This is a genomic window from Boseongicola aestuarii, from assembly GCF_900184815.1.
Lineage (GTDB): Bacteria > Pseudomonadota > Alphaproteobacteria > Rhodobacterales > Rhodobacteraceae > Boseongicola > Boseongicola aestuarii.
This window is the reverse complement of sequence record NZ_FXXQ01000006.1, coordinates 26,555-51,665: the sequence shown is the minus strand read 5'-3', so window position 1 is coordinate 51,665 and position 25,111 is coordinate 26,555. Positions and strand designations below refer to the sequence as shown.

Below are 25,111 nucleotides of genomic sequence, written 5' to 3'. Positions count from 1 at the left end.
GGTTATTCGCTTGCGGTCAGATCGAAGGTTTCGTCGGGGAAGTATTTCGCCAGACGCACATCAGCGGCGCGCGCGTGACCTTCCATCCCTTCAAGACGCGAAATCCGCGCGGTTGCGATGGCGACATCTTTCGCCCCTTCCCGCGTGGCACGCTGCCAGGTGACGATCTTCATGTACTTGTGGACTGAAAGACCACCCGTATAGGTCGCCGCACGGCTGGTCGGCAGAACGTGGTTCGTGCCCGACGCCTTGTCGCCATAGGACACGGTTGTTTCCTCACCAAGGAACAACGAGCCGTAGCAATTCAGGTTCTCAAGCCACCAGTCCAGATCCTCGGCCTGCACCGTCAGGTGCTCGGGCGCGTAATCATCGGACGTTTTCGCCATTTCTTCACGATCCGCACAAAGGATTACTTCCGCATAATCGCGCCATGCCGCAGCCGCGTTTTCGCTGTTCAGCTTGGGCAGATCAGCGATCAGTTCGGGCACCAGTTCCATGACCTTCTCGGCCAGTGCACGGTCATCGGTCACCAGCCAGACGGGCGAGTTATACCCGTGCTCTGCCTGGCTAACGAGGTCGGTGGCCACAATGAACGGATCTGCCGTCTTGTCGGCCAGAACCAGACTGTCGGTCGGACCTGCGAACATGTCGATCCCGACGCGGCCAAACAGAATACGCTTGGCTTCGGCCACGAACTGATTGCCCGGGCCCACAAGGATATTCGCTTTCGGCAGACCGAACAGACCAAAGGTCATCGCCGCAACACCCTGAACACCGCCCATCGCCATGATCTTGTCCGCGCCGCAAACGTGCGCTGCATAGACAATCGCCGGAGCAACTCCGACGCCGGGGCGCGGTGGTGAACAGGCGACGATATGGCTGCAACCGGCGACCTTCGCCGTGGTCACGGTCATCACGGCGGACGCGATGTGGCTGTAGCGACCACCAGGCACATAACACCCGGCCGCGTCCACAGGGATCGTCTTTTGACCGGCCAAAAGGCCCGGTACGATCTCGACTTCGATGTCCGTCAACGTCGCCTTCTGCGCTTCGGCGAATTTCTTCACGTTGGCATGGGCAAAGTCGATGTCGCGCTTCAGTTTCGCTGGCACCAGTGCGCAGGCTGCTTCGATTTCCTCGGGCGACAGCATGACGCTGCCCTCGTACTTGTCGAACTTCGCCGCATACTCCAGCGCCTTGGAGTCGCCGCCCGCTTCGATATCGTTCAGGATACCCACAACCAGATCATGAACGTTGCTTGCGTCACTGGTCGAGGTCAGGGTCGCTTTCTTGAGATACTCTAAGGCCATTGGTCAGATCCTATTTATAGATATCCGGAAGGAACGCTGTCGAAATACCCGGGATGTAGGCAATCATCAGAGTCACGATCAGCATGAAAAGTACGAAAGGCACGGCGCGGTAGGCTATCTTCAGAATTGACTCACCGGTAATGCCAGATACCACGAAAAGGTTCAGTCCAAGCGGCGGCGTGATGAAGCCCACACCCAGCGCCGTGATCATCATGATACAGAACTGAATTTCGTTCATCCCGATGTTGTCCGCCAAAGGCTTCAGGATCGGTGCCAGGATCACGATATTGGGCGTCGTTTCCATGACGCAGCCCGCTGCAATCAGGATACCTACCATCATCAGGATCAAAACCCATGGCTCGTCCGACACGCCTGTCGCGGCCGCCACAAAGCCCTGTGGCACACCCATGATTGCCAGCGCCTGCGCCAGCGGCAAAGAGAAGGCGATGATTGGGAGAATGACACCGTTCACCTTGGCCGAACTGACCAGCATAGCCGGGAAGTCGGAGAGCTTCAGGGTCTTCAAGAAGAAGCCCATGAAAATCGTCACGACAACCGCAGTTGCGCCAGCTTCCGTTGGGGTCAGACGACCCGAGAAGATACCGTAGAAAATGATGCCCGGCACGATGAACGCGTACCAGCCGGACTTCAGCGCCTTGCCGAGACGGGAGAAGTACTCACCCGCCGACATGTTGCCGCCGCCTTCCCAGCCGTTCAGACGGTTCATGATGATGTTGGTGGCAAGAATCGACACCAGGATCGCCAGACCGGGGATAACGGCTGCAAGGAACAGCGTGGAGGCCGATATACCCAGCACCAGACCGATGATGATATAAGCAATCGACGGCGGAATAAGGATGCCCGTACAGGCACCCGCCGCGACCAGCGCACAGGCATAGGGGCGCGGGTAACCGCTTTCGACCAGACGGTCGATGGTCATCCGACCCACAGCCGCAGCACCCGCCGCGTCCGAGCCCGAGATCGCCGCGAACATGCCGCAGACCAGAACCGTGGCCGAGCCGAACCCGCCCTTGGCAAACTGAGTCAGCGCCTCGGCGACATCGAGGAATTTTCGGCTGAGGCCGGTGCGCACCAGCACGTCACCCGTCAGGATGAACAACGGTACCGCGGTCAGCGCGAAGTGGTCGATGCCGTGAAACAGGCTCTCGCCCACCAGCGACAGAGGCAGCGCCCCTGACCACATCAGCATCAGGATTGCAGAGGCACCGATCGCAGCCCAGACAGGCACGGCCAAAGCCACCAGAAGAACGAAGAGGAGAACCGGGCCATAGAAGTCCCAGCCAAGCTCGACGGTTTGTTCAAGTTGATTCCAAAGCATCTCGCGCCCCCCTTAGTCGAACAGTTTGTCGCCTTCGTAAACCGGGCGACCGGCACGAAAGTCATTGATATCACGTAAAAAAGACTGGACGAGACGGACCATCACCAAGGCAAAGCCAAGGGGGACCGCCGACAAGAACCAGACTTGGCTCACCCGAAGACCATGCGTCACCGAGCCGAATTTCCAGCTCACGTGTACCGCCTCGTACGACCAGTAAAGCGCGATGAGCGCGACCACCGCCATGACGATGTCACCGAACATGTACAGCAACGCTTTCAGTCGCGGGTTCAGATATTCCATGATCACATCGATGCGGATGTGACCGCGCTCCTTGACCGCCGCAGCGGCCCCGATCCAGGCTAGATAAATAAACGAATAGCGGACGATTTCCTCGCCCCAGATCGACGAATACGAAAACACTTCGCGCCGGATCACTTCGATGAACATCGTCGCAACCAGCATGACGTAGAACACCAGAAGCGCCCAGCGCTCCAGGTTTTTGTCCAGGCTTTTAATGATATCAGGCATAGAGTCCTCCCGTATGGATACGGACCATGCCGCACCACTCACGTCTCTCGCTTGGGTTCAGGGTAGATCTTGAAGGGTTCGGGGCGGCGCCGTTCCGGCGCCGCCCCTTTTGGTCTTAAGCGTCGTGCACGTAGTACTTGCCCTGCGTGCCTGCGGCTTCTTCGAGGCTTGCGAACTCGTCCATCGAACCGGCCAGCTCGACCTTGAACTCGTCCCATTCGCTGCGCTGGAAGCCACCGGCTTCTTTCCACTCGGCCAACTGATCTTCGTTCAGCGAGTGGAATTCAACGCCGGCCTTGACCAGTTCGGCCATCGCATAAGCGCGTGCCGATGGCACTTTTGCCAGGTTCTGGTGCGCCGTCATTTCGCCGGCCCATTCAACGCCGTCCTGTACATCGGATGGCAAGCCGTTGAACCACTCAAGGTTCATCGAATAGACTTGGCTGTCCGGAACCGCTTGCGTGAAGGTCACGTGGCTGAGGATTTCAGCGAAGCCAAACACGTAAAGCGCGCCCACGGATGGATCAAGAGCGTCTGCAACGCCTTGCTTGATCGCCGAAGGTGTCTCTCCCCAAGCAACCGGTGTCGGGTTCGCGCCGACCATGCGGTAATACTGCTGAAGCATCGCAGAACCCGGAACCCGGAACTTAACACCAGCCAGATCGCCCGGCAGAATGACAGCGCCAGCGCCGCCCTTGCGAACAGCAACGACGCGAGGGTCGATGTTGATGTAGAACAGCGGCTTGAAGCCCGATGCTTCCACTTTCGGATGCACTCGGTTCTTCCAGGTATCCGACGTCACAAGGTTTGTGAAACGCTGGTTGGAGCCGCAGAAGTAAGGCATGTTGATAAGGTCAGCCGCCGGAGCGAATGGAGCGAAGTTCGAAAGCGAGTGCTGCGCACACTGAATTGTGCCGCCCTGAACTGCCTGAACCAATGCTCCGCCTGCACCAAGCTGTCCACCAGGGGCCAGTTTGACATAGACTTTGCCGTTGGTTGCGTTCTGGATGTTCTCTTTGAGGTCAAGCTGCATGATCGGATAGCTGCGCGATGCACCCAGCACATAGGCAGTCGCCAATGTCATGGTGTGCTCGGCTGCGGCTTCGCGCTCGCGCTCTTCGTTGGCTGTCTGTGCAACAGCGGCGTCAGACCAGAGCATTCCGCCCGCGCCCACGACCATGGCTGCGGTAAAGCTACCTGTGCCTGCCAGTTTCAGAAAGTTGCGGCGCGACGCTGAGGCCAGCTCCTGTTTCGTTTTGGTATTCATGTATAGTCCTCCCTAGGATATTGATCAGTCTTGGTTTTCTTTAGCGGCGTCCCGTTCGGCTTCTTTCTTCAAAACCGAAGTGACGAATGAAATCGAGGCTCCAAACAACAAGAGCATCTCTTCGACGTTCCCAAGGATGGGCGCGCCGGCAACAGAGCCGATCACAACATTTGCGGCAAATACTAATACGAGAAGTGCGGCGATGATCAGTGCCATTGTAGTCCCTCCCAACGTCGTCATTTGCTGACGATTCGCCTTAATGTAAGCGCTTACATTTTCATAAGCAAGCATTTAGATCGCTTGGTTAGCGTTAACTTTGCGGCTATCCTCAGCTCATATTAGCAAGGTGACCATGACAAGAGAGAGATCTCCACTTACGCCCGAAAGCAGCGTTCCGACGCTGGCCGACGTTGCGCGGCGGGCGAATGTGTCCACGGCGACCGTTTCGCGCTGCCTGAATTCACCCGATCAGGTGATCGAGCGCACCCGAAACCGCGTCATGGACGCCGTCAACGAGCTTGGCTATGCCCCCAACTTCAGCGCCCGCGCCCTTGCCGCCCGACACACCAATACCATAGGGGCGGTCATCCCCACGATGGACAACGCGATTTTCGCGCGCGGCATTCAGGCGTTTCAGGAAGAGCTCGGACGGCACGGCTTCACGCTTCTGGTCGCCAGCTCATCCTATAAGGAAGCCCTCGAAGAAGAACAAATCCGCACACTCGCCGCCCGTGGCGCGGATGGTCTCTTGCTGATCGGCTATCACCGCAACCCGGCCCTGCACGAGTTCCTGCGCGCCCGCTCGGTGCCGGCCCTTGTCGCCTGGGCCTACGAGGTCGACAGCGATATTCCCGCCATCGGCTTTTCGAACCGAAACGCCATGGCCGACCTCGCCCGGCTCGTGTTCGAAAAGGGCCACCGCGACATCGGCATGATTTCGGCCGACACCAAAGGCAACGACCGCGCCCGGGACCGCCTTGCCGGTGTCAGGCTGGCCGCGCGAGAAGCCGCCATCGACGTGGACCGCATGCCGGTCATCGAAACAACCTATTCGATCGAAAGCGGCATGCAGGCGTTTCGCCAGATAATGGGCTGGACGCCGCGCCCGACGGCTGTCTTCTGCGGTAATGATGTCCTTGCGATTGGTGCTTTGAAAGCGGCCAAGGAGATGGGCCTCTCGGTGCCCGAAGACGTGTCGATCACGGGGTTTGACGATATCGAAATCGCCTCGCTTGCCGAACCCGCCTTGACCACCGTCCACGTTCCCCACCGCGAGATGGGTCGCCGCGCGGCGGGCATGCTGATCGACATGGTCACCAAGCGCACCGTACCGGAAAGTGTCGAACTGCAGACCGATATCCGCCTTCGCCGCTCGCTTGGCCCGCCCAAAACCTAGAATTTAAAGCTGTTCCAATCGCTCCAGCGCGGTCTCGAAAAAGCCCTCCGCCCCGAAGTTGCCCGACTTCAGCGTGATCGCAATGTCCACGCCCTCGCTCTTGGCAAAGCACCAAGGGACACCCGGCGCTATCTCGGGCCCCACATCCAGACGTGATACACCCAAAGCCTGCGTCACAGCCCCCGAAGTTTCGCCCCCTGCCGAAACGAACCGCCGCCGTCCGGCGTCACGCGCGGCCACCGCCAGCGCGCCCAGCGCCGCTTCGACCAACTCCCCCGCACGCGCGCGTCCCAGCTTCTCCTGAACGGCGCGCACCTCATCCGGCGTCGCGGTTGCATAGATCATCGGCGTCGCGTCCAACGGCTGATCTTCCAACCAGGCCCGCGCCGCCCCAACCCCCTCGTCGGCCAAAACCAACGGGTCAAGTCGATACGACGGATGACCCGCCTTGAAGGCCGCCACCTGCGCGTTGGTCATCGCCGAAGCACTTCCCGACAGGACCACCGCCCCCGCGCCCACCTCAGGCGCATGAAACGCCGCGTCCGAGCGCGACAATACACCGGCCTCGATCAACAACTCCGGCAAGGCCATCGCCACCGCCGACCCGCCCGTCATAAGGGTCATGTCGCGACATGCCTCGGCGATCACGCGCAGATCGGCATCCGCAACCGCATCCACCACAACATGCGCCACGCCCTCGCCCGCCAATTCCGCCAACCGCGTCCGCAACGCCTCGGCCCCGCGCGCAACGGTCAAATGGTCTGCCAGACCGACCGCGCCTTTCACCTGAGGCGCCAGCAACCGGCAGAGGTTCGAATCCCGCATCGGCGTCAGCGGGTGGTCCTTCATCGAGCTTTCCGCCAAAAGCTGCTGGCCGACAAACAAATTCCCCATGTAGATCGAGCGCCCGTTCTCTGGAAACGCCGGGCAATAAATCGTCTGCTCTGCCCCGACAGCCCCCATGATCGCCTCGGCCACAGGCCCAATGTTGCCCTCGGACGTTGAGTCAAACGTCGAGCAATACTTCCAGAAAAACCGCTCGGCCCCGGCACCCTTCAGCCATGCCAAAGCCTCCAATGCCCCGGACACGGCCTCGCCCACAGGCGCAGTCCGCGATTTCAAAGCGATCACCTCAAAGGGTGCCGTCTCACGCGGGCTCTCGTGCGGTACGCCAATCCGCAAGGACACCGCCACGCCCGAGCGCGCCAAGAGCCCCGCCAAATCCGTCGCCCCGGTGAAATCGTCCGCAATCGCGCCCAAATGTGTGGTCATGCCCTACGCCTCGCCCGGCAGTTTCAGACCGGCGTTGCGCGCATAAACCTTCGCCACCGCCGCATCATCCTCGCGCCCATGTCCTGACCCCGAGGCCGCCACGAACTGCTGCAAAGCCGCCGCCGTCAAAGGCGCGCCAAACTTCGCACCGCGCGCAATATCCAGCACGATTCCAAGGTCTTTCGGCCAGATATCCACCGCAGAGTGTGGCGTGTAATCGCCTGTCACGATATGCGGCGCTCGGTTTTCCAGCATCCAGCTTGTCCCCGCACACTGAGGGATCACACGCAGGAAATCCTCCGGGGCAATCCCCTGCGTCATCCCGAACGTCATGGCCTCCGCCATAGCCGCGATATGCACGCCTGCAAGAAGCTGATTCACCGCCTTCATCGCGGACCCTGCCCCAGCGGCATCGCCAAGGCGAAACACCGTCTCGGCACAAGCCTCCAACAAGGGAGCCGCCGCCTCGAACGCCGCAGGCGCACCCGACGCCATTACCGACAACTTACCTGCCGCCGCCTTGACCGACCCGCCCGATATCGGCGCATCCACATAATGCACGCCGACCGCGTTGCACTTCGCCTCCATGTCACGCGCAAACTCCGGCGGCACTGTGGCGCAAGACATCACGACCGCGCCCTTGCGCAACCCCGCGACAACCCCGTCCTTTCCAAACAACACGCTCTCGGTCTGGCCCGCGTTCAGCACCACAACCACGACCGCATCCAGATCGCCCGCGACGTCCGCCAAATCTCCCGACGCCCCGCCATCACCCTGAAACCGCGCAACCGCGTCCGCGTTCACATCAACGCCGTAAACCTCATGGCCGGCCTGCAAAAGCGACGAAGCCATTCCATATCCCATGGACCCAAGTCCAATCGCTGCCACTTTCATCGCTCGCCCTCCCCAAATAGCGTCATCCCAACGCCTGCCAAAGCATCCTAATCGACGTGACGAACAAGAACAGCGCAAAGACCCGCTTCAGCGGCCCCGCATCCATCGCGTGCGCCAACTTCGAGCCCACCGGCGCGGTGAACACACTCATCGCGAAAATCAGGACCGCCGCCGGCACGTTGACGAACCCGAACGACCACGGAGGCCGCCCCTCCACGCCCCAACCGGCCCAGATGAACCCGCAGACCGCAGGTACCGCAATCACCAGCCCCAAGGCCGCCGCCGTGCCGATTGCGCGATGCACAGGATAAGAGAACGCCGTCAGGATCGGCACTGACAAGGTTCCGCCACCGATCCCCATCAAAGCCGAGAACACGCCGACACCCGTTGGCACCGTCGTGCGTGCCAAGACACCGCCCGGCAGGCTTTCGGCCACAACGATGGTCTTCGGCAAGGCAAGGTTCACCGCAACCGCCAAGGCGATCACGCCAAAAAGCAGTGTCAGGAACGCGCCCGACACAAAATTCGCCAGTACGCCGCCCATCAGGGCGCCGAAAAACACGAACGGCGCCCAGATCTTCAACAGGTCCACATCCATACTGCCGCGCTTGTGATGTGAGCGCGCCGAGGAAATCGACGTCGGGATGATCGTCGCCAGCGAAGTGCCCACTGCCATCGGCATCGCCAGCTCCGCCGGGAACCCAAAGAACCCCGACAGCAAGAACAGCACCGGCACAATCACGATGCCGCCACCGACCCCCAACAACCCCGCCAACACGCCCGCAATCGCTCCCGTCGCCAACAGTCCGATGACAAACGCGATCAGAAACTGCGTCGAATACACATCACCCATGCGCCGCCCCCAATGCCACGGTCTCTCCGCTTGCCGCCGCCGTCTTGATCGCCTCGACCACGCGCAGGCTTTCCAGCCCCTCGCGGCCACTGACCAAAGGGCGCGCCCCATCGCGGATCACCGCCACGAAATCCGCCAGCTGCCGCATCAGCGGTTCAGCCGTCTCAAATCCGATCGTCTCCGAAGCAATCGGCTGCCACCAACTGCGCGCACCCTCATGGCGCCACAGCACCATGTCCGGCACAGACAAAGCCCCATGTGTGCCGCCGATCTTGTAACACGAGGTCGTTACCTTGGGATAAACCGGGTTCTCGCCACTTGTGAATTCCCAACTCCAAGGCGCCGAAATCGTATCCGATACGCTGACCGTTGCCAGGGCGCCATTCGCAAAGCGCAACAGGACCGCCATCGTATCCTCGACCTCGAAACCCCGCACCGAGCGGCTTTCCATCGCTTGCACAAATTCAACATTCCCGCAGAAATGCCGCATCAGGTCGATGTCGTGGATCAGATTGATAAACACCGGTCCCGCGCCGGGTGCCCGCCGCCAGTCCGGCGCGAAATAATCGTCTGGCTTGTAAAGCCAGAACTCGGCCGTCGCCGCGACAATCTCGCCCAGACGGCCCGCCTCGATCACCGCCTTTGCCGCCGCGACCAGAGGATTATGCCGCCGGTGATGGCCCACCAGAACGGCCACGCCCGCCGCTTCGGCCTCCTCGACCAAAGCCGTCGCCGAGTCCACATCGTTGGCGATCGGCTTTTCGACCAACACCGGGATTCCGGCCCGAACGCAACTAAGGCCCTGCGCGACATGCACCTGATTTGGCGTCGCCAGGATCACGCCATCGGGCCGTGATCCGGCAAGGTAATCTTCAAGGTCCGCAAACCAGACCGCATCATGGCGCGCCGCAAGCACCCTGGCGGACGGATCGGGATCGACGATAGCCGCCAGCCGCGCGCCGCGGCTCACGAGATCGACGTGCCTTTGTCCGATCAGGCCCGCCCCAACCACTGCAATCGCCGGTAATTCCGCCATCTGTCCCTCGCCTTCTTCACTGCCGGGTATCACGTCGGCCCAGCGCAAGGTCAAGTCGCCCCATAGATCAGAGAGCCTCCGCAAAAAATAGATCGGATTTTAGGAAACACCCTTCGGGTTAATCGGCTCGAAAGGGTTCGGCCATATTGCGACGATCATGACATGAACTTCCTGCTTGTTGAAAGGACCCAAACCGATGAAGAAACGCGCTCTTGCAGTGTTGTTGCCGATGCTGATGACGACACCCGTTGCCGCTCAGGATTTCGAGGCCGCGGCAAGGAACTATTTCGAAACGGCCATCTCGGAATGGGCGAATGCCCAGGTCCTGATCGACGCGGTCAACGCGCAGAACGCCACCACCGCCGGCTTTACCCAGGCGGAAATCGACGCCCTCGATCTGGCCTGGCGCGCCGAAGTCGGCGGCAGTTCGACGCCGACCATCACACCCGTTCTCGACAATCTCGCCGCCAGTTTCCTGCGCGAGCGCGTCACGGGCTCGGGCGACGCGATCACCGAAATCTTCGTGACCGACGCGCGCGGCCTGAACGTGGCGGCAAGCGATCTGACCTCGGATTACTGGCAGGGCGACGAAGCAAAGCACAGCGAAACCTATGCGCAAGGCGCCGGTGGCTTTCACATCTCCGAAATCGAACTCGACGAGTCCACTCAGCGCTATCAGGCCCAGGTGTCCTTCACGCTGGTCGACCCCGCTACGGGGCAAGCCATCGGCGCCGTCACCGTGGGCGTTGACGCCGACAGCCTGATGTAATCGACAGGATGACCAAAATGACCCCCCAAACCACACCCGCGCCGTTGCGATCGTTCGGTATCTCAATCCTTTTGAAGTGCCTGCTTATTCTGACCGCCGCAATCCTCACCGTCGCCGGTGTGTTGACCTACAACGCAGATCGCAATGCAACCACCGTGGCGCTTGACGGGATGCGGGTTCTTGCCCGCGACGTGACAGAGTTGACCACGGGGCAATTGCAGGGCGCGGTGCGGTTCGGGAAGGTCGACGACATCGACGCAACTCTGCGCGACCTCCTCGCAAAACACCCCGACTCCATCAAATCGGCGATCGTTGTGGACAAGGAAAGCAGCGTCATCGCGCAGACGGGCAGATCGGTTGACCCCGATCTCAGAACACTCGCGGAGACCGCAAGACAGACGACATCTCTGGAAACAACGGGGGATGGATTCTGGGTCGCCTATCCGATCGCTGCCACTGCCGAAGGCACGGCATCCGGCGCAATCGCAATCGCCTGGAGCCCGGATACTCTTCTGGCGGAATTGCAGGCGGTGCGACTACACAACCTGACCATATCCGCCAGTGTCTTTCTGATTGTCCTGATCGCCGCAGGCCTGTTTTTCCGCCTGTCTCTCGCAGACCCCCTGAAACGGGTTGCCAGCCGCACCTCGCTTATGACCGCAGGCGACCTTGTTACCGAGATTAAAGGGCAGAACCGACGCGACGAAATCGGCCTTCTTTCGCGCGAGCTGGACACATTACGCGCGCAACTACACGCCGCCGAAGCCGTCACCAAGGATGCCTATTTCAAAAGCGCGGGCTTCCTCGGCTCATCGGCAGCTCTCTCCATGACGGACCTCGACCTGAAGCTCACTCATCACAACGCGGCCTTCAAGTCGTTCATCAAGGCCACAGGCCCGTCTCTGTTGAAGGACAAGGATGTCACCTCCGCCAAAAACCTCGTCGGGGCCAATCTCTGCGAAGCACTCAACGACGATGGCGCAATCAAATCAATGATCTCAAAGGGGAATTTTCCCGTCCTTCGCGATCTTCGCATCGACAACCTGATTATCGCGCTTTCGATCAACCCGGTAAAAGACGACGCCTCCCAGACGATCGGCTATATCCTAGAATGGGAAGACGTCACGGTTCCGGGCACCAACAACGCGATCATCATGTCCCTTGAGGCGGATCAGATGCGCGCGGACTTCAATAGCGAAGGACAGCTAACTTTCGCAAACCAGATCCTGAAAAGCGCGCTTCCTTCTATCGAAAGCGCCCTTGGAAAGATCATGTTGGATCAACTCATCCACCCGACCAGCGAAACGGTATCGCTTGATCAGGCAGCGTCCGGCAAAGCAGTCTTCGACAAATTCGAAGTGGCGCACGCGGGGAACACCGCGACGGTTTCAGGCAATGTGACCCCAATTCTCGACCGCGATGGTCGGGCGACCGGCTATGTGTTCCTCGGCAAAGACATCACCCGCGCCGAAGCGGCCAAAAACGAAGCCATGGCCATTGCGTCGGCAATGGAGGAGGCGCGAAAAGCCGTCGTCGACAGTCTAAGCGCTGCTCTGACCGCGCTGTCCCAGGGAGATCTCTCGATCCGCTTGTCTAACGCCTTTGACGAAGACTACGAAGCCCTGCGTAGTCACTTCAACGAGCCCGTCCTGGCGCTCGACAGCGCAGTATCGCTTGTGATGGACAATTCCGGCGCCATTCTCGGCGAAGCCGGAAATATTTCGTCCGCCGCCGACGATCTGTCGCTCCGCACGGAACAACAGGCCGCCACCTTGGAACAATTCGCCGCCGCCCTGACGCAAATCACCGCTTCCGTGGCCTCTGCGGCTGACGGAGCCAGCAAAGCCAGTGAAGTCGTGACCGACGCGCGCAAAAACGCCGAGGCGTCAGGCACGGTGGTGCGCGAAGCTGTTGACGCAATGGGGGAAATCGCCAGTTCGTCCGAACAGATTTCCCGGATTATCTCGGTGATCGACGATATTGCTTTTCAGACCAACCTGCTTGCGTTGAATGCAGGCGTTGAAGCCGCACGCGCCGGCGATGCAGGACGCGGCTTCGCAGTCGTGGCGTCCGAAGTACGTGCCCTCGCCCAACGCTCCTCCGAAGCGGCGCGCGAGATAAATACCTTGATCTCGACCTCGGGAAATCAGGTCAAGCGAGGCGTCTCACTGGTCGACAAGGCGGGCACAGCCCTCAACGAAATCGTCACATCTGTGGGAGATATCGAAGAACATGTGACGGGGATCGCCGCCTCCGCGCGCGAACAATCAACGGGGCTTGAAGAAATCAATACGGCCATCAGTCAATTGGATCAGGTCACGCAGCAAAACGTGGCAATGTTCGAAGAAACGACGGCCGCAACACATACGCTCACCGCAGAAGCCAATGCACTTGTTGCAACGACTGGCAGATTCCGGATCACGGGCAGCGCCGCGGCGCCAAGACAGCAAACACCCCACAAACTCGATGGCGCGCGGTCCGCCAGCACAGGTTCACCCAACCCACAGTCAAGTCAGCGTCAAGGCGCCGCGCCCAAAGCCGCACCCGTCAAACCCAAGCCCGGAAGCGTGACGGACGGCTCACTGGCGATCGCGGATGACGATGACTGGGAAGATTTCTGAAACCTGATCTCACGTCAGTGCCGCATCCTGCCACCGTCCGGATCAAACGGTGAGGCGGGCAAGCGAACGGCGCGACGACGTTGACCAAGCACCTCGATCTCGAACCCCGAAGTGTCGTCCAAGCCTTCGCGAGGCACGAAACCAAAGGCAATCGATTTGTCCAACCAATGCGAATAACCGCCCGACGTACAAAAACCCACGACGCCCCCGTCGCGCCAAATCGGCTCGTAACCAACCACATCGCAATCCTGCGCATCCACCTCGAACGCACATAAAACGCGCGGCGGCAATGTCACCCTTTCAATCTCGGCAGCCTCGCGTCCTATAAAGTTCACAGGCTTTTGAAACTGGATAAAGCGGTCCAGTCCGGTTTCAGCCGCGGTATAATCCGGCGAGAACTCGCGTTGCCAGGATCCGAAAAACCGGTCCAGCCTCAAGGACATCATCGCCCGCATCCCGAAGGGCTGCAGTCCCATTGTTTGACCTGCACTCCACAGCGTGTCGAACAAATGCCTCTGACTTGTCAGGTCGCAATAGATCTCATAGCCCAAATCGCCGGTGTAACTGACCCGCTGAACTCGGCAATCAGCCAGTCCAATCGCGATAAGTTTCACGTCCAGGAACTTGAAAGCCTCAGACGACACATCCGCGGTCGTCACCTTTTGCAATAGCTCTCGCGCCATCGGACCTGCAATCTGAAACCCCGTCACCAAATCCGACAGGTTCTGCACCGATACATCCGGTTCCAGGTGTTGCTCGAACCATCTGAGATGATAATCCTGACTTGCGTAACTTGCCGTTAAGAAAAACGTCTTCTCGTCCAGACAAGAGATCGTAAAATCTCCAATCAGCCGCCCCTTGGGTGACAGCATCGGAGACAGAGACATGCGCCCCGGCTTTGGAATTCGTCCCGCCATGATCCGGTCCAGCCAACCGCGCGCATTCCTGCCGGTGACCAGAAACTTGCTGAAATTGTGAACCTCGTTGATTCCGACCGACCTGCGCACTGCATGGACTTCCGCGCGAGTCGCGTCCCAGGCATTCGAGCGGCGGAAACTCGGAGTTTCAAATCGCGGCTCGCCATCAGGGGCGAAGTAGTTTGGAACTTCCAGCCCATATGTCGCGCCGAAAACCGCGTTCATCCCGTCCCAGATATCGTACATCGGCGTGCGACGAAACGGACGCGCGGCGGGCAGTTCCTCATTCGGATAACTCACGGAAAAGCGGCGTTGATAATTCTCTATCACCTTCGGAAGTGTGTAGGCCGGCGTCGTCCAACGACCAAAGCGCGCAACATCCATGGCCCGCGGATCACGGTCCGTTTCGCCCTCGATCATCCATTGCGCCAGACTAAGCCCAACGCCGCCCCCCTGACTAAACCCGGCCATAACCGCACAAGCCGTCCAATAATTTCGCAGCCCGGGCACCGGACCGACCAGCGGATTGCCGTCCGGCGCGAACGTAAATGGGCCATGAATTACCCGCTTTACACCCGCTCGCTCAAGCACCGGGAACCGGCGATAGGCAAAATTAACGCTGTCCTCGATCTTTTCGAAGGAGTCATTCAGCAGTTCATGTCCGAAATCCCAAGGCGTCCCATTAACCGACCAGGGTTCACATTTCTGCTCATAAAATCCGATGCACAGCCCCCGCCCTTCCTGGCGCAGATAACTTTCACCGCCGGGATCCATCACATGCGGAAACTCTGACCCGCGTTCATATATTTCCGGGATGTCCTCAGTCACCAGATACTGATGCGCCATTGGCATCAACGGCAGATATACTCCCGCCATCGCCGCGACCTCTCGCGCCCAAAGCCCCGCTGCGTTAACCACGTGCTCGGCAACAACCGTCCCCTTTTCCGTAACGACATCCCAACCGCCATCAGCGCGCGGGCTGGTTTCCAGAACACGGGTGTGCGTGACGATTTCGGCCCCACCCATCCTCGCGGCACGGGCATATGCTTGCGTCGTGCCCGACGGATCAAGATGCCCATCAAGCGGATCGTATAATCCTCCAAGTACACCCTCGACATTGACAAGCTCTGCCATCTCCCTGATTTCGCTCGGAGAAAGCAATTCAGTTTCCAGACCCATATAACGGTGCTTGGCGCGTTCGGCCTTCAACATGTCCAGTCGCTCGGGCGTGTCGGCCAAAGTGATCCCGCCGACATGGTGCAAACCGCAGGACTGCCCGGTCAATTCTTCCAACTCGCGATAAAGCCGGATCGTATACCCCTGAAGCGCCGCCATATTGGTATCGCCGTTCAGCGTGTGAAAACCGCCCGCCGCATGCCATGTCGAACCACTGGTTAACTCGGATCGCTCAATCAGCATGACGTCGGACCACCCAAGTTTGGTCAAATGGTACAGCACCGAACACCCAACAACGCCACCGCCGATCACCACAACTCTGGCCTGTGATCTCATCTCCGTCCCGCCTCTGAATTACCCAAGTCAAACCCGTCCATTGCGATCCAGTCGAGCGAAAAGTTCGTGGACCAGTTCATGATCCGTCTCAAGCGCAAAGATCCACGCATGCGTGAGGAAAAAGCATTCCTTATCAATATCTTGCGCTGAATATGCCAAATCCGCTGCGTCACGATAAAGCGCAACCAAAGCCCTTCGGTCATCAATAGCATGGGCAGCCAACAGCGCCTCCTGAAGCGGATCGCGCGTCATGGCATTTGCGCCGAAATGAAACGATCGGACCTATTCGGCCGCATGTTGCGCGGACATCATGCGGCTTGCGACCCAACGATGGAAAACATGCGTCGGACCGTCCATCGCAGGCGAAAACCGCCCGCCGTCAAAACCCGGCGCGCCACGCGCGGCCTGCATCCCTTCGACGACGCCTATATCCTCGATGAAAACACCTTCCCAAAGATGCGCGTTCTTCTTGCGCAATGCTTCCGATGTATCTGGTGTGGCATAGAAAATGTGAACGTGTTCGCGCGTCAACCGTGGCCCTTTCGCCTCCAGAATGATGGCAAACACGTGATCGCGCTGCACGCCCAACATGACATTCGGCGTGACTGTGATGTATTCGCCCCCGGTATCCCACTTGTCGGAAAGATTGGGGAAATCGGGGAAAACCTGCCCGTTGTCGCCCTTGATCTGGCGGTAGACCTCGGTTCCCTGCCCCGAAAATTTTCCTTCAATTTCAATATTATAGTGATCTTCAAGCCGAGAATAGCTGTTCAGCCCCGGATGGACCCAAGGCAAATGATAGCTCTCGCTGTAATTCTCAACCGCCAGTTTCCAGTTCGTCTTGCAGTCCAGCGTGAACGTGCTGTCGGCGCCGCCGTGATACATCGGCACATCAAATTCCGCCCAACGCGCGATCAGATCGCGGTGCAACTCCGTGAATTCCGGCGCATCCCCGGAGAGGTTGATGTAGACAATGCCAAGCCAGACATGGCTGCGCACCTCGATCAACCCTAGTTCGTCGCGCTTGATATCGGGGTGCGAGTTCCGCCCCGGCCCGCCCACATGTGGTGTGGCCACCAGTGCGCCTTTATGGCTGTAACACCACGAATGATACGGGCAGCGAATGGCCCCTTCGATTCTGCGCGGTTCGGTGACAAGGATCATGCCGCGATGGCGGCAAATGTTCTGAAAAACTCGAAGAACACCGTCTTTTCCGCGCAACAGGAACAGCGGCACTCCCAGAAAATCAACAGGTCGCGCGTCGCCGGGTTCGGCGACTTCCGCTTCGGCGCAAATCCCAGCCCAGGACGAAAACCAAAGCGCATCGCGTTCAGCCGCGTAAATTTCGTCCGATGTATAGAACGCGTTCGGCAAGCCGTTCGCTACCGCAACAGGTTGCAGAACCGTGCTTAAATCCTCAATCCTCATCGCACCCCTCCGAAGGTTAACACCCAAAGTGTGCGAATCTCGCGTTATCCCATCGCGCTCTCTTGCGACACCCTCGTGTCGCTCACGACACCCGGCACACCCAGAACAACTGCCCCGCCCCCGCGTGCTGCGTCCTGTGCGGCGTGGCCCATCGCGACCGCCTGCGCACCGTCGCGCAACGAGACTTCGGCCTCACCACCCGAGCGCACCAGTTCCAGAAACCGCGCATGTTGGTAGAAAGTCGATCCATTGTGATCGCCAGCATCCAAGATCGTCGGATCTACTGGAATTTCAACAACTTGCGGCCCCTTTGGATGACGGGGCGACACCACCACCTGCGGCACCGGCGGCGCGCCGAGATGCGTTGGCCAGAACCGCCCCGGCCCCGGAACAAAGGCTTCGATCTTGCCCGCCGGTCCGACAACCGAAATCTCTTCCTGATACTTTGATCCTTCCGCATACATGCAAAGCTCAAGCATCGCCCGCGCTCCGGACGCGAATTCCACAATCACGTAAGCACCATCCCAAATATCCGGCGTCTCACCTGCGTATTTTTCGTCCAGATGGTTAACGTCCTGCCCGGCACTTGCGACAATGCGCACCGGCTCGGATTTCAGAATAAAGCGCATCAAATCAAAGAAGTGACAGCATTTCTCAACCAACGTTCCGCCCGTATAGCGGTTGAACCGGTTCCAATCGCCGACTTTTGGCAGGAATGGAAAACGATGCTCGCGGATCGTCAGCATCGTCGGGCCACCCGTCGCGGCCTCGACCTCGGAAATCAGGGTCTGGATCGGCGGCATATAGCGATATTCCATCGCCACCCAAACCGGAGCGGGATAGCTCGCGGCCAACTCGTCAATCCGAGCGGCGTGGGCAGGGTCGGTGTAAAGAGGCTTTTCGATTAACAAAGGTAAAGGCCGCGTCGCTGCGATCTCTTCAAACTGCGGCACGTGCAGATGGTTCGGCGAGACAACCAACAGGCAATCCACTTCCGAAATCGCCAAAAGCTCGGCAATCGACCCAACCAGCTTTGCGTTCGGCGCAATCGCTTTTGCGGCATCCGCCATGTATCGGTCGGGTTCGAAAATCGCCGCAACGCGCGCGCCTGGCAGCAACGCGATATTGCGAAGATGCTCCTGGCCCATCATGCCGCATCCAATTACGCCATAGTTTACAACACGTTCCATTGAGTTCGCTACCTTATCCGCGCAATGTATCGCGCAACCGCAGGGTCAAACCACGTGCGCGAATATTCAGCGATGGCGCCGTCATTCGCACGCCCCCACCGTTCGATATACCCCGCCGCAGTCCCGGGTGTGGGTTTGAAATCCTCAACCGCCCAGTCCGGAACAGCGTCAACGCCAATCCGGTCTTCCGCCCGGGCGATCCATAGCCCGAGGCGCGTGCGGTAATAATAGTAAAGACTGTCCAGCAAATCCTCGCGGCGCACCGTTTGCGCCCAATGAGCATCCAGCCAGATCTCCTCCAACGCCGCGGGTCGCCCCGACAACCGACGCAACCGGCGGATGCGATGCGCATCCCGCGACGCCCCGAATTCAGGTAGATCGGCCGATTTCTCCATCCTCTCGACCGACAGCAAATCTGCCGTCGGCAATCCGCCTCCGTCGATCAGCTCCAACCGGAAGAACGCATAGACCCCCGCCGCATCGGCCCGGTGGCGGACATAGTTTCCCGACCCCTGGATGCGCTCCAACAGCCCCTTGTCGGCCAAATCGTTCAAGGCCTTTCTCAAGGTCCCGACCGAAACATCCAACTCGCCCGCCATGTCGCGTTCCGGCGGCAGGCGCGCGCCGTCGGCCAAACGCCCGGCTGCGATCTCGCGGATCAGCAACTCTGCGGTCTGGACGTACTTTGGCAGCGCGGACGTGTCGGGCACCGAAAAGGCCAATCTCTAAATTGATACACTATTGATGTATATCAATGCGGATGCTACGCAAGATAAAAATAGCGCCCCGGAGAAGAATCGTATGACCGTTGTTCCCGTCACCTCCGCCGACCTTGAGGCTGCCGAAGTCAGTTGGTTTTCTGCCTTGTGTTCAGATGACTACGCCTATCTGGGCGTGCCGGACGGATCGCTCAGATCGTCTTGGGAACACTGCCGGGACATCGTACTCGAAGCCGAAAAGCAGGGTTTCCGCAACATTCTCGCGCCCTCGTCCTATCAGGTCGGACAGGACACACTTAGCTTCGTTGCCGGCTGCGCACCGCTCACTGAAAAAATCAATATGCTCGCTGCCGTCCGCTGCGGCGAGATGCAGCCAATCATGCTGGCGCGCACCATCGCGACTCTCGATCACATGTTGAAGGGGCGTCTGACAATCAACATCATCTCCTCGGATTTTCCCGGCGAGGTGGCCGAAAGCAAACTGCGCTATCAGCGCTCCCGCGAAGTGGTCGAGATCCTCCGTCAGGCCTGGACACAAGACGAGATCAACTACGAAGGCGACGTCTACACCTTCAAGAACGTGCCCACCGATCCCGCCAGACCCTACCAGCAAAATGGCGGCCCTCTCATGTATTTCGGCGGCTACTCCCCCGCCGCCCTCGACCTTTGCGGTCAGCATTGCGACGTCTACCTGATGTGGCCCGAGCCAAAGGAAAACCTCGCCCAACGCATGCGTGACGTTAATGCTGTCGCCGAGAAATACGGGCGCACTCTGGACTACGGTCTGCGCGTCCACATGATCGTGCGCGACACCGAGGCCGAGGCCAAGGAATACGCCGAACACCTCGTTTCAAAACTCGATGATGAATACGGCAAACTGATCCGCGACCGCGCCCACGACAGCATTTCGCTGGGCGTCGCCCATCAGGCAAAAGCGCGCGAGCTGGCCGACAAGTTCGGCTATGTCGAACCCGGCATGTGGACCGGCGTTGGCCGCGCGCGTTCGGGCTGTGGAGCGGCTCTTGTCGGCTCAACCGATCAGGTCCTTTCCAAGATCGAAGAATACCAGAAGATGGGCATTCGCGCCTTCATCTTCTCGGGCTACCCCCACATTGATGAGTGCGTACACTTTGGTAAACGCGTCCTCCCCGAATTAAAAACTGCATCCCTTCCAGAGGCTTACGGCCGCGTGCCCGCCTCACCCCCCGCAACACCACTTGGTGTCGGAGAAAGAAAATAATGGACCGCGTAACCCTTACCGAAGACCTCAGCTTTTCCCGCATCGTCTACGGCATGTGGCGTCTGGACGAGGCCGACGACACCTCGCCCGCCCACATCCAAGCCAAGATCGAGGCCTGTCTCGAGCAAGGCATCACCACCATCGACCAGGCCGATATCTATGGTCTGTACAAGTCCGAAGAACTGCTCGGCACGGCCCTGAAATCGTCGTCGCTGCGCGACAAGATCGAACTCATCTCGAAGACCGATATCGTTGTGCCCTGCGACGCCTTTCCGAATGCCCGCGTCAAGCACTACGACACCTCGGCCGAACACATCACCTCACAGGTCGAGCGTTCACTGAAGCTGATGCACACCGACCACCTCGATCTTCTGCTGATCCACCGCCAAGACCCTTTCATGGATCATCACGAAACCGGCCGGGCCCTCGACGCGCTTGTCGAAGCCGGCAAGGTTCGGGCCGTCGGCGTGTCCAACTTCCGCCCCTGGGATTTCTCGCTGCTGCAATCGGCAATGGAAAACGACTTGGTCGTGAACCAGATCGAGATCAGCCTGTCTTGCTTTGACGCCTTCACCAATGGAGACCTTGCCTTCCTGCAAGAAAACGAGATTGCGCCAATGGCATGGTCCCCCCTCGGTGGCGGCGGCCTGATGACCGGCGAAGGTGACGTGCAGGCCATCCTTTCGCGGGTCGCACATGAAACCGGCACCGATGCCGCCGCCGTCGCAACCGCGTGGCTTCTGGCGCACCCGTCCGGCATTCTTCCAGTCATGGGCACCAATAACATCAACCGTATCAAGGCCTTGGGCGACGCGCTGAAAGTCGATATGGATCGCGAAACATGGTTCGAACTTTACTCCGCCGCCGTCGGACACGAGGTGCCATGACCGCTTTCACCCCAACCCTCGAAAACGCGCGCGCCTTTCGCGACGCCTTGGGCACTTTTGCTACCGGCGTCACGATCGTGACCTGCAAGACCGAAACCGGCCCCATTGCCATCGCGGCCAACAGCTTTTCGTCGCTCTCGCTCGATCCGGCCCTCGTGCTGTGGTCTCCGGCCAAATCCTCGCGTCGCTTTCCCGCCTTCGAGGCCGCCCGCCACTATGCGATCCACGTCCTCAATGCCGAACAGGTCGCACTGTGCCAGACCTTTGCACGCGATGGCACCGCCTTTGACGGCCTCGACTACAGCGAAAACGCGCACGGTGTGCCATTAATCAACGGCTGCCTTGCGCGCTTTGAATGCACGCAACACGCCATCCACGACGGCGGCGATCACGTGATTATCGTCGGCGAAGTCAACCGCGCAGAAATGACGGACGGCGCCCCCCTTGTGTTCTCGAAAGGGTCATATGGGCGCTTTACAGACGTTGAGTAAGCATCGACAGTAAGTCGATAAAACCGGACCCCATAAAACAAAAAACGGGGCCACTAGGGAGGATAGACGCTATGGCGTTTCTCAATGGGCTATTGTGGCCCTTCCAGGCTTGGAACGACTACGTTCTCAAGATTGGACGCGCGATATCGCTTGTCGCTATCGCGCTGATGGTCCTGGCGATCCTTGTTCAAGTCTTTTTCCGCTATGCCCTGAACAACGCCCTGCCCTGGCCCGATGAAGCCGCACGCTTCATGATGCTCTGGATGACAGGGCTGATGGCTCCGATGGCCTACCGCATGGGTGGCTTCGTCGCGATCGACATGGCGGTCGAGGCGTTGCCAAGGGCAATCGGCGCCCTTGTCAGCCTGATCCTTCTGATCATCTCGGGCTTCGTCCTTGCCCTCGCGGTGCAGATCGGCTGGTCCGAGGTGACGGGCTTTTCCGGCAGCTTCGCGACCTCCTCTCTCTTTGTGCCGGGCAACGGCACTGGCATTTGCGACGCCCTCGGCGCCAAGGGGGTCGGCTCGGGGCCATGGTGCCGCGTGCCGCGCAGCTGGATGATGCTCTCGTTCTTCCTCGGCATGGTCCTGATGCTGATCGTGAACATCGAGCTGATCCTGCGCACCCTGATCACGCTCCTCGGAGGCGAGGTCAAAGACCTCACGCCGTCCGACGCTGAAACACTGGTGGAGTAACGCACATGCTGATCTGGTTCCTCCCTGTCTTCCTCGTTTTCCTGATGATCGGCCTGCCGGTATTCTTCGGCCTGCTCGCTGCGCCGGGTATTCTTCTTTATCTCAGCGCGCTGGACGAAGGTGCCGTCAACCCGACCAAGGAACTCACGCTTCTTTACCGCAACGTCTACAACGGCATGGACAGCTTTCCGCTGATGGCGATCCCGTTCTTCATGCTGGCGGGCGAGCTGATGAACAAAGGCGGCATCACCGAACGCCTCGTTGAATTCTCCCAGGCCCTTATGGGTCACCTGCGCGGTGGTCTCGCGCACGTCAACATCCTGTCGTCCATGCTGTTTGCGGGCCTCTCGGGGTCCGCCGTGGCTGACACTTCGGCGCTTGGTTCGATGCTGATCCCTGCCATGGAAAAGCAAGGCTACACTCGCCGCTTCGCCGCTGCCGTTACCGCCGCGTCTTCGGTCATCGGCCCGATCATCCCGCCATCCGGCATCATGATCATCTACGCCTATGTCATGGGCGAAAGCGTGGCGGCGCTGTTCCTTGCCGGCATCGTCCCCGGCGTAATGGTCGGCCTCGGCCTGATGTTGGTCGTGCGCCTTATGGCCAACAAATACGACCTGCCGAAAGCCGAACGCATCGTGCAAAAAGGCATGACGCTCACCTCCCGCGAATACTGGGTCAGCTTCGTCCTTCTGCGCCTCAACGTCGGTTGGCTGATCTTCGCGCTGTTCCGTGGCACCACAGGCCTTGCCGGCGAAGGCGCGTCAACCCTCGTGGTGATGACGACCTTCCTCGTCGGAGTGATTGCCGCCCACGTCCTTTTGATGAACATGCGCCGCCGCATCGACAGCGACTTCCGCATGGTCACCAAACGTGCGGTCGTGCCGCTGCAAACGCCGATCCTGATCCTCGGCGGCATCCTTCTCGGAGTTTTCACCCCCACCGAAGCCGCCGCCGTCGCCGTGGCCTATGCCATCGTCGTCGCATTCTTCGTTCTGAAAACCATGACGCTGCAAGACCTGCCGGCGGTTCTCAGCCGCTCGGCCATGACCTCAGCGGTGGTCCTCCTCCTCGTCGGCGGCGCGATGGCGTTCAAGACCGTGGTCTCGCTGTCTTACGCGCCGCAAATCCTTGCGGACTACATCCTCAGCCTGTCGGAAAACCCGCTGATCCTGCTGTTTTTGATCAACATCCTGTTGTTCATTGTTGGCATGTTCCTTGATGCGGGCCCGGCGATCATCATCCTCGGTCCCATTCTGGGTCCGATCTTCGTCGATCTCGGCGTGCACCCCGTGCACTTCGCGATCATCATGTCGGTGAACCTCACCGTGGGGCTTGCAACCCCGCCCATGGGACTGGTCCTGTTCGTCGCCTCCTCCGTTTCGGGGGAAAAGGTGCAGACCATCGCACGGGCCATCCTGCCATTCCTCGCCGTCGAGGTACTGGTGATCTTCCTGATCACCTATATCCCGGCCATTTCCATGACGATCCCAAGACTGACCGGGTTCGTTCAATGACCAAAGCAACCTACAGGGAGTTACCAATGCTAAAAGGTCTTACAACTGCGGCGCTGGCCGCAACACTGGTCACCGCAGGCGCGTTTTCCGCCTATGCGGCCGGCCACGCGCAATACACTATCCGCGCAACTGCAAACTCGAACGAGAATGACGAAGACGCCGACGGCCTCAACGTGTTCAAGAACTTCGTTGAGCAAGCCTCCAACGGCGCAATCGAAGTCGAAGTCTTTATCGGCACGCAGCTTTGCTCGAATGGCGCCGAGTGCCTTCAGGGCGTGGCTGACGGCAACATCGACGTCTACATCTCAACCTCGGGTGGTGCTTCCGGCATCTTCCCCTTCGTTCAGGTGCTTGACCTGCCGTATCTCATGGCAGACGACCGCGTGGCTGAAGGTGTGATGGAAAACAACACCGAATTCATGCGCACCATGAAGGAAATGACACTGGAAGCCTCCGGTGAAACGATCCGCCTGATGACCGTCGGCAACACCGGCGGCTGGCGCAACTTCGCGAACACGCAGCGCCGTGTCGCAATGCCATCCGACATGGAAGGCCTCAAGATCCGCACCGTGGTCGCCGATCTGCCACAAGAGCTTGTGAAAGCACTTGGTGCCTCGCCAACTCCGATCCCATGGCCCGAGCTGTTCACCTCGCTGCAGACCGGCGTCGTCGAAGGCTCCAAGAACGGCATCACCGACATCATGGGCATGAAGTTCCCGGATGCGGGCCTGCAGTACGTGACCCTCGACGGCCACGCTTACATGGGTGCGCTGTGGTTCATGAACAACGAGAAGTTCACCTCCATGCCAGACGACATGAAGCGCGTCGTGCTTGACGGCTTCTATGCGCTCCAGCAGGCAACTTTCGCGTCTCCAAAGCGCAAGTCGATCGCCGCTTACGAAGAATTCGCAGCGGGCGGCGGTGACCTCTACGTTCCGACCCCGGACGATAAAGCTGCATTCAAAGAAGCAGCCTCGCCTGTTTTCGCATGGTTTGGTGAAAACGTCGAAGGCGGCACACGCATCCTCGATGCGCTGAACGCCTCTGTCGCCGTCGTCGAAGCCGAAATCGACGCAGCCCGCGCGGCCGACCTGAACTAAGAGGTCTTAGCGAAGGTTAACGCCTCACTGAAAGCCGAAAGGGCGCCCCACAGGGCGCCCTTTTTCGTGGCGCATGCGCCCCCCACCCTGTCCCGGCTAACCAATTTAAATCTTTTAGGGAAACGCAAAG

23 protein-coding genes are annotated in these 25,111 nt (G+C 59.6%); 9 read left to right on the top strand and 14 right to left on the bottom strand.

Translation table 11 applies throughout. The annotated features are described in order from the left end of the window. Window positions 1-2: 2 nt before the first annotated feature. From hisD to BOA8489_RS09810, 5 genes are all read right to left on the bottom strand, one after another. Window positions 3-1,310 (bottom strand): histidinol dehydrogenase, encoded by a 1,308-nt coding sequence (gene hisD / locus BOA8489_RS09830; RefSeq protein WP_093973856.1) that lies wholly within the window; start codon window positions 1,308-1,310, stop codon window positions 3-5. Window positions 1,311-1,320: 10 nt separating this feature from the next. Next, the gene (locus BOA8489_RS09825; RefSeq protein ID WP_093973855.1) at window positions 1,321-2,649 is read right to left on the bottom strand and encodes a TRAP transporter large permease; all 1,329 of its coding nucleotides are present in this window, start codon (window positions 2,647-2,649) and stop codon (window positions 1,321-1,323) included. A 12-nt stretch (window positions 2,650-2,661) separates the two neighbouring features. Further along, on the bottom strand, window positions 2,662-3,177 hold the full coding sequence (locus tag BOA8489_RS09820; RefSeq protein ID WP_093973854.1) for a TRAP transporter small permease: 516 nt from the start codon (window positions 3,175-3,177) through the stop codon (window positions 2,662-2,664). Between the two features lie 115 nt (window positions 3,178-3,292). Further along, window positions 3,293-4,444 (bottom strand): TRAP transporter substrate-binding protein, encoded by a 1,152-nt coding sequence (locus BOA8489_RS09815; RefSeq protein WP_093973853.1) that lies wholly within the window; start codon window positions 4,442-4,444, stop codon window positions 3,293-3,295. 24 nt (window positions 4,445-4,468) lie between these two features. Beyond that, a complete protein-coding gene (locus tag BOA8489_RS09810; RefSeq protein WP_093974009.1) occupies window positions 4,469-4,660 on the bottom strand; it encodes a hypothetical protein in 192 nt (63 codons plus the stop codon). A gap of 136 nt (window positions 4,661-4,796) precedes the next feature. On the opposite strand from BOA8489_RS09810, the gene BOA8489_RS09805 reads away from it, so the two are divergent. After that, a complete protein-coding gene (locus BOA8489_RS09805) occupies window positions 4,797-5,840 on the top strand; it encodes a LacI family DNA-binding transcriptional regulator (RefSeq protein ID WP_093973852.1) in 1,044 nt (347 codons plus the stop codon). 3 nt (window positions 5,841-5,843) lie between these two features. Here the strand turns inward: BOA8489_RS09805 and otnK are convergent, their stop codons facing one another. From otnK to BOA8489_RS09785, 4 genes are read right to left on the bottom strand one after another with little or no spacing between them, the layout of a single operon-like run. After that, a complete protein-coding gene (gene otnK / locus BOA8489_RS09800) occupies window positions 5,844-7,112 on the bottom strand; it encodes a 3-oxo-tetronate kinase (protein ID WP_093973851.1) in 1,269 nt (422 codons plus the stop codon). A gap of 3 nt (window positions 7,113-7,115) precedes the next feature. Beyond that, window positions 7,116-8,006, bottom strand: a complete 891-nt coding sequence (gene ltnD, locus BOA8489_RS09795; RefSeq protein ID WP_093973850.1) for an L-threonate dehydrogenase — start codon at window positions 8,004-8,006, stop codon at window positions 7,116-7,118. 22 nt (window positions 8,007-8,028) lie between these two features. Further along, the gene (locus BOA8489_RS09790; RefSeq protein ID WP_093973849.1) at window positions 8,029-8,859 is read right to left on the bottom strand and encodes a sulfite exporter TauE/SafE family protein; all 831 of its coding nucleotides are present in this window, start codon (window positions 8,857-8,859) and stop codon (window positions 8,029-8,031) included. Further along, window positions 8,852-9,895 (bottom strand): Gfo/Idh/MocA family protein, encoded by a 1,044-nt coding sequence (locus BOA8489_RS09785; protein WP_093973848.1) that lies wholly within the window; start codon window positions 9,893-9,895, stop codon window positions 8,852-8,854. The genes BOA8489_RS09790 and BOA8489_RS09785 overlap by 8 nt, the downstream gene beginning before the upstream one ends. A gap of 196 nt (window positions 9,896-10,091) precedes the next feature. Here BOA8489_RS09785 and BOA8489_RS09780 point away from each other — a divergent pair, with 196 nt between their 5' ends. Beyond that, entirely contained in the window at window positions 10,092-10,664 is a 573-nt protein-coding gene (locus tag BOA8489_RS09780; protein ID WP_093973847.1) for a PDC sensor domain-containing protein, read from the top strand. A 17-nt stretch (window positions 10,665-10,681) separates the two neighbouring features. Next, entirely contained in the window at window positions 10,682-13,285 is a 2,604-nt protein-coding gene (locus BOA8489_RS09775) for a methyl-accepting chemotaxis protein (RefSeq protein WP_176440263.1), read from the top strand. Between the two features lie 14 nt (window positions 13,286-13,299). On the opposite strand, the gene BOA8489_RS09770 is transcribed toward BOA8489_RS09775, so the two are convergent. The 5 genes from BOA8489_RS09770 to BOA8489_RS09750 are packed head-to-tail and all read right to left on the bottom strand — an operon-like array spanning window position 13,300 to window position 19,042. Beyond that, window positions 13,300-15,714 (bottom strand): GcvT family protein, encoded by a 2,415-nt coding sequence (locus tag BOA8489_RS09770; RefSeq protein WP_093973845.1) that lies wholly within the window; start codon window positions 15,712-15,714, stop codon window positions 13,300-13,302. Between the two features lie 27 nt (window positions 15,715-15,741). Beyond that, window positions 15,742-15,966: a hypothetical protein gene (locus BOA8489_RS09765; RefSeq protein ID WP_093973844.1), complete on the bottom strand. Its 225-nt coding sequence runs from the start codon at window positions 15,964-15,966 to the stop codon at window positions 15,742-15,744. A 30-nt stretch (window positions 15,967-15,996) separates the two neighbouring features. Next, window positions 15,997-17,142, bottom strand: a complete 1,146-nt coding sequence (locus BOA8489_RS09760) for an aromatic ring-hydroxylating oxygenase subunit alpha (RefSeq protein WP_093973843.1) — start codon at window positions 17,140-17,142, stop codon at window positions 15,997-15,999. Window positions 17,143-17,186: 44 nt separating this feature from the next. Next, the gene (locus BOA8489_RS09755; protein ID WP_093973842.1) at window positions 17,187-18,332 is read right to left on the bottom strand and encodes a Gfo/Idh/MocA family protein; all 1,146 of its coding nucleotides are present in this window, start codon (window positions 18,330-18,332) and stop codon (window positions 17,187-17,189) included. A gap of 8 nt (window positions 18,333-18,340) precedes the next feature. After that, entirely contained in the window at window positions 18,341-19,042 is a 702-nt protein-coding gene (locus tag BOA8489_RS09750; protein WP_093974008.1) for a GntR family transcriptional regulator, read from the bottom strand. A gap of 91 nt (window positions 19,043-19,133) precedes the next feature. On the opposite strand from BOA8489_RS09750, the gene BOA8489_RS09745 reads away from it, so the two are divergent. From BOA8489_RS09745 to BOA8489_RS09720, 6 genes are all read left to right on the top strand, one after another. Further along, window positions 19,134-20,291 (top strand): LLM class flavin-dependent oxidoreductase, encoded by a 1,158-nt coding sequence (locus tag BOA8489_RS09745; RefSeq protein ID WP_093974007.1) that lies wholly within the window; start codon window positions 19,134-19,136, stop codon window positions 20,289-20,291. Beyond that, entirely contained in the window at window positions 20,291-21,178 is an 888-nt protein-coding gene (locus tag BOA8489_RS09740; protein ID WP_093973841.1) for an aldo/keto reductase, read from the top strand. The genes BOA8489_RS09745 and BOA8489_RS09740 overlap by 1 nt, the downstream gene beginning before the upstream one ends. Next, on the top strand, window positions 21,175-21,669 hold the full coding sequence (locus BOA8489_RS09735; protein WP_093973840.1) for a flavin reductase family protein: 495 nt from the start codon (window positions 21,175-21,177) through the stop codon (window positions 21,667-21,669). Before BOA8489_RS09740 ends, BOA8489_RS09735 begins: the two co-directional genes overlap by 4 nt. Before the next feature lie 71 nt (window positions 21,670-21,740). Continuing rightward, on the top strand, window positions 21,741-22,364 hold the full coding sequence (locus BOA8489_RS09730; protein WP_093973839.1) for a TRAP transporter small permease: 624 nt from the start codon (window positions 21,741-21,743) through the stop codon (window positions 22,362-22,364). A 5-nt stretch (window positions 22,365-22,369) separates the two neighbouring features. Beyond that, window positions 22,370-23,881, top strand: coding sequence for a TRAP transporter large permease (locus BOA8489_RS09725; protein ID WP_093973838.1), 1,512 nt, complete (start codon window positions 22,370-22,372; stop codon window positions 23,879-23,881). 26 nt (window positions 23,882-23,907) lie between these two features. Further along, window positions 23,908-24,981, top strand: coding sequence for a TRAP transporter substrate-binding protein (locus tag BOA8489_RS09720; RefSeq protein ID WP_093973837.1), 1,074 nt, complete (start codon window positions 23,908-23,910; stop codon window positions 24,979-24,981). Window positions 24,982-25,111: the final 130 nt, after the last annotated feature.

Coding starts and splice junctions, on each gene's coding strand:
- hisD (WP_093973856.1), bottom strand. CDS start 1,310: ATGGCCTTAGAGTATCTCAAGAAAGCGACCCTGACCTCGACCAGTGAC.
- BOA8489_RS09825 (WP_093973855.1), bottom strand. CDS start 2,649: ATGCTTTGGAATCAACTTGAACAAACCGTCGAGCTTGGCTGGGACTTC.
- BOA8489_RS09820 (WP_093973854.1), bottom strand. CDS start 3,177: ATGCCTGATATCATTAAAAGCCTGGACAAAAACCTGGAGCGCTGGGCG.
- BOA8489_RS09815 (WP_093973853.1), bottom strand. CDS start 4,444: ATGAATACCAAAACGAAACAGGAGCTGGCCTCAGCGTCGCGCCGCAAC.
- BOA8489_RS09810 (WP_093974009.1), bottom strand. CDS start 4,660: ATGGCACTGATCATCGCCGCACTTCTCGTATTAGTATTTGCCGCAAAT.
- BOA8489_RS09805 (WP_093973852.1), top strand. CDS start 4,797: ATGACAAGAGAGAGATCTCCACTTACGCCCGAAAGCAGCGTTCCGACG.
- otnK (WP_093973851.1), bottom strand. CDS start 7,112: ATGACCACACATTTGGGCGCGATTGCGGACGATTTCACCGGGGCGACG.
- ltnD (WP_093973850.1), bottom strand. CDS start 8,006: ATGAAAGTGGCAGCGATTGGACTTGGGTCCATGGGATATGGAATGGCT.
- BOA8489_RS09790 (WP_093973849.1), bottom strand. CDS start 8,859: ATGGGTGATGTGTATTCGACGCAGTTTCTGATCGCGTTTGTCATCGGA.
- BOA8489_RS09785 (WP_093973848.1), bottom strand. CDS start 9,895: ATGGCGGAATTACCGGCGATTGCAGTGGTTGGGGCGGGCCTGATCGGA.
- BOA8489_RS09780 (WP_093973847.1), top strand. CDS start 10,092: ATGAAGAAACGCGCTCTTGCAGTGTTGTTGCCGATGCTGATGACGACA.
- BOA8489_RS09775 (WP_176440263.1), top strand. CDS start 10,682: ATGACCCCCCAAACCACACCCGCGCCGTTGCGATCGTTCGGTATCTCA.
- BOA8489_RS09770 (WP_093973845.1), bottom strand. CDS start 15,714: ATGAGATCACAGGCCAGAGTTGTGGTGATCGGCGGTGGCGTTGTTGGG.
- BOA8489_RS09765 (WP_093973844.1), bottom strand. CDS start 15,966: ATGACGCGCGATCCGCTTCAGGAGGCGCTGTTGGCTGCCCATGCTATT.
- BOA8489_RS09760 (WP_093973843.1), bottom strand. CDS start 17,142: ATGAGGATTGAGGATTTAAGCACGGTTCTGCAACCTGTTGCGGTAGCG.
- BOA8489_RS09755 (WP_093973842.1), bottom strand. CDS start 18,332: ATGGAACGTGTTGTAAACTATGGCGTAATTGGATGCGGCATGATGGGC.
- BOA8489_RS09745 (WP_093974007.1), top strand. CDS start 19,134: ATGACCGTTGTTCCCGTCACCTCCGCCGACCTTGAGGCTGCCGAAGTC.
- BOA8489_RS09740 (WP_093973841.1), top strand. CDS start 20,291: ATGGACCGCGTAACCCTTACCGAAGACCTCAGCTTTTCCCGCATCGTC.
- BOA8489_RS09735 (WP_093973840.1), top strand. CDS start 21,175: ATGACCGCTTTCACCCCAACCCTCGAAAACGCGCGCGCCTTTCGCGAC.
- BOA8489_RS09730 (WP_093973839.1), top strand. CDS start 21,741: ATGGCGTTTCTCAATGGGCTATTGTGGCCCTTCCAGGCTTGGAACGAC.
- BOA8489_RS09725 (WP_093973838.1), top strand. CDS start 22,370: ATGCTGATCTGGTTCCTCCCTGTCTTCCTCGTTTTCCTGATGATCGGC.
- BOA8489_RS09720 (WP_093973837.1), top strand. CDS start 23,908: ATGCTAAAAGGTCTTACAACTGCGGCGCTGGCCGCAACACTGGTCACC.